General features: G+C 60.5%; 8 protein-coding genes. 5 read left to right on the forward strand and 3 right to left on the reverse strand.

Annotated elements, in window-relative coordinates:
• Positions 1 to 52: 52 nt before the first annotated feature.
• Positions 53 to 1,849, reverse strand: a complete 1,797-nt coding sequence (locus E5J99_RS16885) for a serine hydrolase domain-containing protein (RefSeq protein ID WP_135498992.1) — start codon at positions 1,847 to 1,849, stop codon at positions 53 to 55.
• A 765-nt stretch (positions 1,850 to 2,614) separates the two neighbouring features.
• Between E5J99_RS16885 and E5J99_RS16890 the strand changes: the two genes are divergently transcribed.
• Together E5J99_RS16890 and E5J99_RS16895 are read left to right on the forward strand one after the other, a co-directional pair.
• The gene (locus tag E5J99_RS16890; RefSeq protein ID WP_167852190.1) at positions 2,615 to 3,217 is read left to right on the forward strand and encodes a pentapeptide repeat-containing protein; all 603 of its coding nucleotides are present in this window, start codon (positions 2,615 to 2,617) and stop codon (positions 3,215 to 3,217) included.
• Positions 3,218 to 3,413: 196 nt separating this feature from the next.
• On the forward strand, positions 3,414 to 4,484 hold the full coding sequence (locus tag E5J99_RS16895) for an NADH:flavin oxidoreductase/NADH oxidase (RefSeq protein WP_135498994.1): 1,071 nt from the start codon (positions 3,414 to 3,416) through the stop codon (positions 4,482 to 4,484).
• Between the two features lie 52 nt (positions 4,485 to 4,536).
• Here E5J99_RS16895 and E5J99_RS16900 read toward each other — a convergent pair whose 3' ends face one another.
• A complete protein-coding gene (locus E5J99_RS16900) occupies positions 4,537 to 4,938 on the reverse strand; it encodes an NUDIX hydrolase (RefSeq protein WP_135498995.1) in 402 nt (133 codons plus the stop codon).
• 122 nt (positions 4,939 to 5,060) lie between these two features.
• Between E5J99_RS16900 and E5J99_RS16905 the strand changes: the two genes are divergently transcribed.
• From E5J99_RS16905 to E5J99_RS16915, 3 genes are all read left to right on the forward strand, one after another.
• Positions 5,061 to 7,208 (forward strand): M13 family metallopeptidase, encoded by a 2,148-nt coding sequence (locus E5J99_RS16905; protein WP_135498996.1) that lies wholly within the window; start codon positions 5,061 to 5,063, stop codon positions 7,206 to 7,208.
• Between the two features lie 105 nt (positions 7,209 to 7,313).
• Complete coding sequence (locus E5J99_RS16910) at positions 7,314 to 9,437, forward strand: M13 family metallopeptidase (protein ID WP_135498997.1); 2,124 nt, start codon at positions 7,314 to 7,316, stop codon at positions 9,435 to 9,437.
• Positions 9,438 to 9,823: 386 nt separating this feature from the next.
• Positions 9,824 to 10,258 carry a hypothetical protein gene (locus E5J99_RS16915; RefSeq protein WP_135498998.1) on the forward strand — a complete coding sequence of 145 codons (435 nt, stop codon included), beginning with the start codon at positions 9,824 to 9,826 and terminating at the stop codon, positions 10,256 to 10,258.
• A 126-nt stretch (positions 10,259 to 10,384) separates the two neighbouring features.
• Here the strand turns inward: E5J99_RS16915 and aspA are convergent, their stop codons facing one another.
• The gene (gene aspA, locus E5J99_RS16920) at positions 10,385 to 11,791 is read right to left on the reverse strand and encodes an aspartate ammonia-lyase (RefSeq protein ID WP_135498999.1); all 1,407 of its coding nucleotides are present in this window, start codon (positions 11,789 to 11,791) and stop codon (positions 10,385 to 10,387) included.
• Between the last annotated feature and the right edge of the window lie 286 nt (positions 11,792 to 12,077).

Raw genomic sequence — 12,077 nt, forward strand, 5'->3', positions numbered from 1 at the left:
TGATGAGCTCCGCTGCGGTCTGATGCCGGGCAACGCACAGCGCGCGTTCTGCTTACGCCTTGGCAAACCACTTCAGCAGCTCCCGGCCTTTTGAGCGCAGCTTGTCCAGATACGATTCGGAGGCAGCAGCGGGAGCCACAATAGCTTTCTTAACACCCGAAGTCGGAGCCAGCTTTTTGATAGGAGCCTTCGTTACGGGCAGTGGTTTGACTTTGTGCCTAGTGGCCGTGGCCAACGCTTTCTTGGTAGTCGGCCGGCTTAGCTTCGTCAGCAGCGAGGGCGCGGCCGGGGTATGAAACTGCCAGGTGGGGTTGCCGTCCAGCGCGTACATCGTCTGCTGCCCGGTAGCATCGTTCTGAAAATACTCCACCACACGACCGTAATAGGTTTTATTGGGAGCCAGATTACGGAGCGCAACGGTACTATCGGAGCCGGCGGCTACTACAAAGGTGCCTTTACCCAGTGTCGAGCCGTGCCCGTACGCGGCATCGGCCGCGTAGCTGGTGCCGTCCTGGGGCAGCGCGTCCACGGGGCCGCCCTCCTTCAGCAGCACCAGGCGCCGCGTACCGTTGCCGCGGGTCCAGTGCAGAGTGGCGGTGGTAGGCTGCGCGGCGCTGCCACGCAGATTTTTGGCGTTCTGGTCGGGCGGAAAGAAATCCTGGGCGGGCCACTGCGTCGTGCCATCGATACATTCCCAGCCCAGCTTTTCTAGGTCGTTCCAGAAGCGGTTGGGCGCGGCGCGGCCGTTCAGCAGAATGGCCCACGTGTAGCCATCCGTGGTTTGGGCCACGCAGCTAGCCGTGCCATCGAGACTTCCGGTGTGCCAGCTCACCTTGTTTTTGCTCACCATCCAGCCCTTGGCGTAGTGGCGGTTGTTTTGCGAAGGCTCCAGCATCTGCTCGATAGTAGCCGGGGCCAGCACATCGGGGCGGGAGGCCACGCCATCGGTGGCCAGCAGGAAGCGCACCAGGTCGCGGGCCGAAAACAGCCAGCCGCCGTGGGCGTTCATGGCTTCCAGGTTCCAGCTGCCGTAGGCCGCCGGTACGTCTTTGCCGGTGCCATAGCAGGCGGCGCGCTGGTCTTTGCTGAAGTATTCGGCTTCCCGCTCGGCCTTGTCGGCCAGCAGCGTGTGGCCCAGGTGCGCCTCCTGAATGCCGGCCGGCGCCAGAATATGCTGCCGCACCCACCCCTCGTAGGGCTGGCGGGTTACCTGTTCCAGAATTTTACCCAGCACCAGATAGCCCACATTGGAATACACAAACCGCGCGCCGGGCTTAAAATCGAGCCCTTTGGTGAGCAGAAAGCGCACCATGGTAGAGTCGCCGACCGGGTTGGGAGCACTCAGCACATCGGCTACGTGCCGGGGAAAGTCGATGGGGTCGGAGCCGGGGAAGCCGTCGGTGCCGGCGTTGCGGTTCCAGCCGGCGCTGTGTTCCAGCAGCTGCTGCACCGTGATGTCGTATATACGCTCGTCGGTGATGGCACTGGTGTAGTAAGCCGACTGCAAATAGCCGTTGGGGCCAAAGGCCTTGTGGTCCAGACGCAGCCGCCCGTCCTCGACCAGCTTCATGATGGCCGTGGCCGTCACGGGCTTCGAAACGCTGGCAACCCGCAGCAGGTGCGAGGGCCGCAGGGGCACGGTGCGGGCCAGATCGGCGTAGCCGAAGGCGCGACAGTACACCAGCTTGCCGTGGCGGCTGATGGCCACCGAGGCCCCGGGTATTTTCCAGCGCTGCATAAACTGCTCGATGGCCGCGTCGCAGTGCGCGAGTTGCGGGGTAGAAGCTCCGGTTTGAGCTAGCGTCGGAAAGGCCAGCAGCCCCAGCAACAGGGCCAGTAATTTCTTCACAAATCCAACTTGGCAAGGTAGAGGCTAAGCCGCCTTTTTTCGGCTGGCTCAGTCTTCCGACTGAATTACAAGTTTATTGTATTATTCCGAAGAAATGGTACGCTGTTAGAAAGAATAAATTGTGATTTTTGAAGCAAATATTCTTGTATAACTCTGAACTACAGCCTTCAGTGATATAGCACCGGAAAAACACCAAATTTAGAACATCTTGCATAATATAACTATGATCCTGAATCCTACTCCCGACGACAGCAGCGCCTACAGGCTCGGGCCCACGACGCTTACTCTAAAGGCACGGCTTTCATGGACGAGCGGTTCGTTAAAGAAGGTTGACGAACGGCGTCTTGACGGATAGCAGCACGCACTTCGTAGGCACGTACTCCGTTCGTAAAACCACTATAGGTAGTAGACTTGTTCCTGAATAAAGCGAAACGAAAAAAGGACGTCATGCTGAGCCTGTCGAAGCATCTCTACCGCAACAGTACTCTCAACCATGCGAACGAAGCGGGAGAGATGCTTCGACAGGCTCAGCATGACGTCCTTTTTTATGTCACTTCTAATTCAGGAACAAGTGTAGTGTCTGAAAATCTTCAACCGGTCCTGCCTCAGCTGGCGTCCGCTTGCCGAAGCAGGACCGGTTGATGACTATTTTAGGCTTTTCAACGCAGCCTGGCACTCTACCGCAGCAGCAATGAGCGGTTTGAGTTGCAGGGCAGCGTTTTAATGAAAATCAGCCATCAGCTTATCCTCTTTTTTCTGCATCCTATGAAACCCCGTGCCAAGCCGCCGCGCAAACCGCCCATATTTCCAGCCGAAAACCGGTTTGAGCGCTGGGATGCTGCCACCTTAGCAGCGCATCCCGATACTGAGTTCGAACAGTGTCACTTTATCGGCTGCGACTTTTCCGGGGCCGCCCTGGGCGCGCTACGGTTTAGCGACTGCCTGTTTGAACGCTGCAATCTGGCCTCGGCCACCTTGGCGGGAGCCGGCATGCAAAATGTGGGCTTCACCGATTGCAAGCTCTCGGGTGTGCAGTTTGCCGCCTGCCGCGACTTTCTTTTTGAGGTGCGCTTCGAGGGCTGTCAGCTGCATTACGCCTCTTTCTTCGGCAAGAAAATGCGCGGCACCCGCTTCGTGAGCTGCTCCTTGACCGACGCCGACTTCACCAGTGCCGACCTCACGGAGGCCGCGTTTCAGGACTGCACCCTGCAGGGAGCCGTGTTTCGCAGCACCCAGCTCACCGCCGCCGACTTCACCACGGCCTCGCAGTTCAGCATCGACCCCGATGGCAACACGCTAACTAACGCCCGGTTCACGCTGCCGGGCCTGCTGGGGCTGGTAGGCAAATACGGCATCATTGTCGAGTGAGTCAGCTAGCCGGTGTCTGTACCCTCTATTTTGGCAAGTAAGCTGTTCAAAAGCGCTAGCGTCCGCGCAGTTGAAGCCTGACTGGTTGATGGTTTTCGGATCTTGCGCGGCTACTGTGCCCGAGCAGCTGGAAAACCGGCGCTTCCCAACTACAGTTTAGCCTGCTTACCTCGTCCGTCTACTTTTTCTGCGCCCTATGTCCAGCTTGTTTACGTCACTCACCATTCGCGGCATCACCCTTAAGAATCGAATTGTCGTGTCGCCCATGTGCATGTACAGCAGCACCGACGGCATGGCCAACGACTGGCACCTGATGCACCTGGGCAGCCGCGCCGTCGGGGGCGCGGGCCTCATTATTACGGAGGCGGCAGCCGTGTCGCCCGAAGGCCGCATCACCCCCGACGACCTCGGCATCTGGAAAGACGAGCACGTGCCGGGGCTGCAGCGCATCACGGCTTTCCTGACGGCGCAAGGCGCGGTGCCGGGCATACAGTTGGCGCACGCGGGTCGCAAAGCCAGCACCACCAGCCCCTGGAACGGTAGCCACGTAGTGCCGGCCACCGGCGGCGGCTGGCAAACCGTCGCGCCCAGCGCCGTGCCGTTTCATGCCGGCCAGCCCACTCCTACGGCCCTCACCCAAGCCGGCATCGACCAGGTCGTGGCCGATTTTCGGGCGGCTACGCTGCGGGCCGTGGCGGCAGGCTTTCAGGTGCTGGAAGTGCACGCGGCCCACGGCTACCTGCTGCACGCGTTTCTGTCGCCCCTGAGCAACACCCGCACCGATGCGTTCGGCGGCTCCTTTGAAAACCGGATTCGGCTGCTGCGGCAGGTGGTAGAAACCACGCGCGCCGCTTGGCCGGCGCAGCTCCCCTTGTTCGTGCGCATCTCGGCCACCGACTGGACCGAGGGCGGCTGGACGGCGGAAGACTCGGTGGCTCTGGCTATTATTCTGCAGGAGCTGGGCGTGGATGTGATTGACTGCTCTACGGGCGGCAACGTGCCTACCGCTGCCATTCCGGTCGGCCCCGGCTACCAGGTGCGTTTTGCCGAAAAGATCAAGCGGGAAACCGGGCTGCTGACCGGAGCCGTGGGCATGATTACGACTGCTACCGAAGCCGAGGCCATCGTCGCCAGCGGCCAGGCCGACCTGGTGCTGCTGGCCCGCGAAATGCTGCGCGACCCCAACTTTCCGCTACACGCGGCCCAGGAGTTGGGCGTCGATGTCGCCTGGCCCAATCAGTACGCCCGGGCCAAACCCCGCCCCTAAGTACGAAGCGAGTTTAGCAATCAATCATCCTGCCTTCACTGGTACGGTACAGCTACTCGGCCAGCTGGCCGGCGGCGTGTAGCTGATCGAAAATCAGCTGGTCGACGGGCGACACGCGCGGCCGGTCGCGGTAGGTGAGCCAGGCAACTTCCTCGATTTCGGCGGCGGGCTGCACGGTGCCGGTATGGCGGGCGGCGTAGCAGATCATCCGGACCAGAATACCTGTGGCATGGCCGTGGGCCTGTGCTTCAAACGTGTCGATGTAGGTGAGGCTGGCGGGGTCCAGCTCTACCGTCAGCTCCTCCCGAATTTCCCGAATCAGCGTTTGAGCGTCTGTTTCGCCCGGTTCGCGCTTGCCGCCGGGAATGTAGTAGCGGTCTTTGCCCCGACTGCGGGTGCTGAGCAGCTTGCCCTCGTGTAAGTGCAGCCAGGCAACTTTATCGATGATTTTCATGGAACCGAGTCAGATAAAAGGCACGTCAAAAAGGTAGCCGGCACGAAGATAGGCGGGGCAAATGCAGCCTAAGCAACCGAAGCTGGTCTTTACAAGATCTTTCTCACCTGTGTGTTGCCTGCATGACCAAACAAACTACTCTCCACGTCTGCACGGCGCTGGTTGGCCTGACGCTGACAGGCTGCGCGACCAGCACCCAGGCCCCGCAAGCCAGCACCACTACGGCACCAGCCGCCACTGCCAGCACAGCTACCGCTACCACCGCTACCACCGCCGCTACGCCTGCTACGCCTGCTACCACGAAAGGGGTTGGCATCGATGTAGCGGATCTGAACCGGGCAGTGTCGCCGTGCGAGGATTTCTTCCAGTTTTCGGGCGGCAACTGGCTGAAAAACAACCCGATTCCGGGCTACGCCTCCAGCTGGGGGCCGCGCAACCTGCTCGGCGACCGGACGCAGGCACTGCTCAGGCAGATTCTGGAAGAAGCTGCTGCCAATACCACCGCTACCAAAGGCAGCAACGCGCAGAAAGTGGGCGACTTCTACGCCTCGGGCATGGATTCGCTGGCACTGGACAAGGCCGGGCTGACCTACCTGCAGCCCGAGCTGGCCCGCATCAATGCCGTGAATACCCTCAAAAGCCTGCAAGTGGAGCTGGCTCGCCAGCAGACGCTGGGCACCGGAGCTTTTTTCCGGGCCGGCGTCTCGCCCGACCGCAAGAACAGCACGCAATACGCCGTCAACTTCAGCCAGGGCGGCCTGGGCATGCCCGACCGCGACTATTACCTCAAAGATGACGCCCGCTCTAAGCAGGTGCGCACGGCTTATGTAGCGTATCTGACCAGCACCTTCAAGCTCATGGGCGACCCGGAGCCGGCCGCCGCGCAGAAAGCCGCCGCCGTAGTGCGCCTGGAAACGCGCCTGGCGCAGGCCAGCAAAACCCGCGTGGAGCTGCGCGACCCGTATGCCAGCTACAACAAGATGACGGTGGCCGAAGCCAGCCAGCAGTTTCCGAACATCGGACTGCCGGTTTTTCTGGCCCAGAATAAGCTCGGGGCCGCCCAGGATATCATCGTGGGGCAGCCGGCTTTCTTTAAGGAAGTCAGCGCGGTGCTGAAAGAGGAGCCCTTGGCCGATATCAAAACCTACCTGACCTGGCAGTTGGTCAGCTCCGTGGCGGCGGCTTTGCCCAAAGCCTACAGCGACGAGACCTTCCGGTTTCAGCAGGTGCAGAGCGGTACCAAGCAACAGGCGGTGCGCTGGAAACGCATGCTGGCGGCTACCGATGCCACGCTGGGCGAGGCCTTCGGCCAACTCTACGTCGACAAGGCTTTTTCGCCGGCGGCCAAGCAAAAGGCCCTGGAAATGGTTGCCAACATCCGGGTTTCCATGGCCGAGCACATTCAGACCAACACTTGGATGAGTGAGCCCACCAAAGCGGAAGCCCTGAAAAAGCTTAATGCGCTACGGGTGAAAATCGGCTACCCCGACAAGTGGAAAGACTACTCGGCCCTGATCATTTCGCGCAAATCGTATCTGCAGAACGTGCTGGCCGCCCGGCAGTGGAATTATCGGGAGAACACTAAGAAATTCGGTGGCCCCATTGACCGTACTGAGTGGGGCATGACGCCTTCCACGATCAATGCGTATTACAGCCCGCCGATGAACGAAATCGTGTTTCCGGCCGGCTACCTGCAGCCCCCGTTTTTTGACCCCAACGCCGACGATGCCGTCAACTACGGAGCCATCGGCGGGGTGATGGGCCACGAAATGACCCACGGCTTCGACGACCAGGGCCGGCAGTATGACTCCCAGGGCAACCTGCGCGACTGGTGGACCAAAGCCGACGGGGAAGAATTCACGAAGCGCGCCGCCGTGGTCGGCCGCCAATACAGCGCCTTTTCGCCCCTGGATTCGGTGTTCGTGAACGGCAAGCTCACCATGGGCGAAAACCTGGCCGACTTCGCCGGGCTGACCATCGTGCACGCCGCCTTGCAAAAGCAGCTGCAGAAGCAGTACGGCACCAACCCACTGCCACTGATTGACGGCTTCACGCCCGAGCAGCGCTTCTTCCTGTCGTGGGCCCAGCTGCGCCGCCAGAATATCCGGCCCGAAGCCCTGCGCCAGCAGATTCTCACCGACCCCCACTCGCCGGGCCAATACCGCACTATTGGCCCGCTGATGAACATGCCCCAGTTCTATGACGCCTTTGGCTGTCAGGAAGGCCAGAAAATGGTGCGCGCCACGAGCGACCGGGCCAAAATCTGGTAGGAAGCGCCGTTGTAAAACGTCTCATCTTTACGGCAGCAGGCCACATCTTCAAAAAAGGTGCCTGTCGCCGCTTCTTCGTTCCCACCCTTCTATTTTCAACGTGTAATGACCAACAAAAACCAACTCTTGCTAGCCGTTGGGGCCGCTGCCGGCCTCACGCTAGCGGGCTGCGCGGCCAGCAGCACCGCCACCACGGCTACCCCGGTCGCCGCTACCGCTGCCGTGGCTACGCCGGCCACCTCGGCCGAGCAGCCCATGGTAAAGGGCGTGGGCCTGGATGTGTCCAACATCGACAAGTCGGTGGCAGCCTGCGACAATTTCTTCCAGTATGCCTCGGGCACCTGGCTCAAAAACAACCCCATTCCGGCCGCCGAGTCGCGCTGGAGCTCCTGGAACACGCTCATCAACCAGAACGAAACCGTGATGCGGCAGATCCTGGATGAGTCGGCCGCGAATCGTACGGCGGCCAAGGGCACCAACCTGCAGAAAGTGGGCGACTTCTACGCGTCGGCCATGGACTCGTCGGCTATTGAAAAGGCCGGGCTGAAATACCTTAAGCCCGAGCTGGACCGCATTGCCGGCATCAAAGATTTGAAAGGTCTGCAAGCGTCGCTGGCCCGCCAGCAGATGCTCAGTACGCGCTCCGTGCTGGGTGTGGGCGTCGGCCAGGACCGCAAGAAAAGCACCGAATATGCCGTGTATATGTCGCAGGGAGGCCTTTCGCTGCCCGACCGTGACTACTACCTGAAGGAAGACGCCCGCTCCAAGCAGATTCGGACGGCCTACATGGCGTATCTGACCAACATGTTCAGGGAGCTGGGCGATGCGGAGGCCACGGCTACCAAGAACGCCAACACGGTGATGCGCCTGGAAACGCGGCTGGCCAAGGCCTCGAAGGACCGCGTGGCCCTGCGCGACCCCTACGCCAACTACAACAAGATGACGGTAGCGGAAGCCAACAAGCAGTTTCCGAACCTGGGCGTGACGGGCATGCTGCAGCAGCTGGGCTTGAGCAGTGCCAAAGAGGTAATCGTGGGTCAGCCCGACTTCCTGAAAGAAGCCAGCGCCGCCCTGAAAGCCGAACCTCTCACCGACTGGAAAACCTACCTGCGGTGGCACGTCGTGAACTCGATGGCCTCGGCCCTGCCCCAGGACTACGTGAACGAGTCGTTCCGCTTCAACCAGGTGCTGACCGGTGCTAAGCAGCAGCAGCCCCGCTGGAAGCGCATGCTGCGCTCGACCGACGGCACGCTGGGCGAGGCCTTCGGCCAGCTCTACGTCGATAAGGCTTTCACGCCCGAAACCAAGCAGAAGGCGCTGGAAATGGTCGGCAACATCAAGGTGGCAATGGCCGAGCATATTCAGCAGCTCGACTGGATGAGTGAGGTGACCAAGACGGAAGCCCTGAAAAAGCTCAATGCCTTTACGGTGAAAATCGGCTACCCTGACAAGTGGAAGGACTATTCGGCCCTGACCATTTCGCGGGAGTCGTACCTGCAAAACGTGGTGAATGCCCGCCTGTGGGAATACAAGGACAATATTCAGAAGTACGGCAAGCCAATTGACCGGGGCGAGTGGGGCATGACGCCGCCCACGGTGAATGCCTACTACAATTCCTCGTTGAACGAAATCGTATTTCCGGCCGGCATTATGCAGCCGCCGTTCTTCGACCCCAAGGCCGACGACGCGGTAAACTACGGCGGCATGGGCGCCGTTATCGGCCACGAAATCACCCACGGCTTCGACGACCGGGGCCGGCAGTCGGATGCGGAGGGCAACCTGCGCGACTGGTGGACCAAAGAAGACGCCGATAAATTCACCCAGCGCGCCGACATGGTCGGGGCCCAGTACAGCGCTTTCTCGCCCCTGGATTCGGTGTTCGTGAACGGCAAGCTCACGATGGGCGAAAACCTGGCCGACTTCGGTGGCTTGGCGCTGGCCTACTCAGCCTTGGAGAAGCAGCTCGAGAAGAAGTATGGCGCCAACCCCCGGCCTAACTACGACGGATTCACGCCTCAACAGCGCTTTTTCCTGTCGTGGGCCCAGATCTGGCGTACCAACGCCCGGCCCGAATACCTACGGCAGCAGGTGCTCACCGACTCTCACTCGCCGGCTCAGTACCGCACCAATGGCCCGCTGATGAACATGCCCCAGTTCTACGAGGCTTTCGGCTGTAAGGAAGATGCCAAGATGGTACGCGCCGCCAACCAGCGGGCCAAAATCTGGTAGATACCCGTTGCCTGTTAAATGCAAAAAAGGTGCTCCGCATGATGCGGAGCACCTTTTTTTGTGCAATGCCGCGTGGCCACAGCAGCCGATAGGACAGAGGCAGCAGCCATCCAACGGAATTCCGCCGGAGAGGCTAGACGCCTTCGTTTCCAAGACCATCATTCTCCAGAATGACGCCCGCGACGGCCCAGCCAGCTAAGGCCGTGCCAATGGCTTTTGGCGAAAAAGGCTACAGGATTGGCCTTGGGCACTACCAGTCGTTCTACTTTCCTACTCAGCAGGCCGCCGCACCAACTTTCGCCCGTGCGTTACCCCGCGAAGGTATAAGCCAGCACGTGCGCCAATACCAGACTGGCAGTGCGTATTTTGCAGGCTCAATTCAACGTATGCGTTCTGCCGCCGACCTTCCTGCCGCCCTCGCCACCACGTACCGCGCCGACCTGAATATGCTGGTAGGCCGCTGGGGCTACCAGCCGGCCGTTGGGCTGCTCCCGGATATCTACCAAGACATGAAGCAGCAGGCGCTGAGTACGGGTTGCCGCTTCTGGCTGCAGGATATCCGACGGCGGGAGTTCAACGATCCGGAAATTACCCGCTGGCTACTCACCGAATTCTTCCCCGACATGAGCCAACTGCTGGGCGGCCGGCTCGCAGTAGCCTACCTGACCAGCCCCGCCCTGCTGCTAACCATCATGACCGGTCCCGGATTTTTGCCGCCCAGCGCCTATGACAATCAGCCCTTCGGTATTGCCTTTTTCGGCGACGAAGGCGAGTGCATCAACTGGCTGCGCGAGCAACAGCGGCGCGGCGCGCAGTACTGATTTGCCTGCTTGGTAATGCGAATAACGACGGCACTTTTTATTCGCTCTAGTCCTGACGACGGTAACGGGCCGCTTGGTTCACCCAGACGGCCCGTTACCGTTGGCAGGACTACTGCTTACCGGCTACTATTGAATGAAGTGGGGGCGAATCAGGTTTTCGAAAGTAAAAATCTCGTCCCACTTGGCCTGGGGAAGCAATTGCCGCTCCGTCACGGCAATGGTATGCACCGACTTGCCGGTGAGCAGGGCTTCTTTGGCAATTTCGGCGCTGGCCTCGTAGCCCAGCACCGGGTTCAGCTGCGTTACGATACCGATGCTGTTGCGCACTAGGTTTTCGGCGTGCTGCACGTTGGCCGTGATGCCCACCACGCATTTCTCGCGCAGCGTGCGGCAGGCGCGGGTCATGTAGGAAATGGAGGTGAACAGGGCGAAGGAAATCACCGGCTCCATCACGTTGAGCTGGAGCTGCCCGGCCTCGGCGGCCATGGTCACCGTCAGGTCGGCCCCGATGACGTAGAACGCCGTTTGGTTGACTACCTCGGGCACCACGGGGTTCACCTTACCGGGCATGATGCTGGAACCCGGCTGCAGCGGCGGCAAGTTGATTTCGTTGATACCCGTGCGCGGCCCCGACGACAGCAGGCGCAAGTCGTTGCAGATTTTGGAGAGCTTCACGGCCGTGCGCTTCAGCACCCCCGAAAGCTGCACATACGCGCCCGTATCGTAAGTGGCCTCAATCAGGTCGCCGGCCAGGCTCAGGTCGAGGGCCGTGATGGTGCGCAGGTGCTCAGTGACCAGCTCGGCGTAGCCGGCCGGAGCATTCACGCGCGTGCCGATGGCGGTAGCGCCCATATTGATTTCGCTGATGAGGCGGCGCGAGTCCTCGATGCGCAGCAGCTCTTCGCGCAGGTTGGTGGCAAAGGCCTTGAACTCGTCGCCCATGCTCATGGGCACGGCATCCTGAAGCTGGGTGCGGCCCATTTTGAGCACGTTCCGAAACTCCACGCCCTTGGCGGCAAAGGCATCGGCCAGCTCGCCCAGCGTTTGGGCGTAGCCCACCAGCTTGTTGCTAAGCGCAATGCGAAAGGCCGTGGGATAGGCGTCGTTGGTGCTTTGCGAGCAGTTGACATGGTTGTTGGGGTGGCAATATTGGTAGTCGCCTTTCGCGTGGCCCATCAGCTCCAGGGCCACGTTGGCAATTACCTCGTTGGCATTCATGTTGACCGAAGTCCCGGCCCCGCCCTGAATCATGTCGGTCAGAAACTGGTCGTCGTACTGGCCGCTAGCTACTTTGTCGCAGGCCAGGGCAATATGCTCGGCAATATTCGGGTCCAGAACACCCAGCTCGCGGTTGGCCAGGGCGGCGGCCTTTTTCACGTAGGCCAGGGCCTGCACAAATAGCGGCTCGGTGCGCAGCGGAATGCCCGTAATGTCAAAATTTTCCAGCGCCCGCAGCGTCTGGATGCCGTAATACGCCTCGTTGGGAATGGCTCGTTCGCCAAGAAAGTCGTGCTCAAGCCGGGAATCTGTCATAAAATGTCAATCTGGGGTGGAATCCCTCTACGCAAATACAGTAGCTAAGGTCAGCGGGCAAGCTTGCTACCAACCTGAGCCGTAGATGCGCGGAAGGATGGTTGTACAACGCTGGTAAAGCTACTCGGCCTTTCCTATTCTGCCTTGTGCTCGCGGCGCTATAGCAGATTCGTGAACGGTGTATCTTACGGCGAGGTTTGGTCGTAAGTCCCAGGATGCAAGCTTATTCACTGGATTTACGCACGCGCGTGGCTGCGGCGTGTCAGCACCCCGGGGCGCGGCAGGC

The organism is Hymenobacter elongatus, assembly GCF_004745955.1.
Classification (GTDB): domain Bacteria; phylum Bacteroidota; class Bacteroidia; order Cytophagales; family Hymenobacteraceae; genus Hymenobacter; species Hymenobacter elongatus.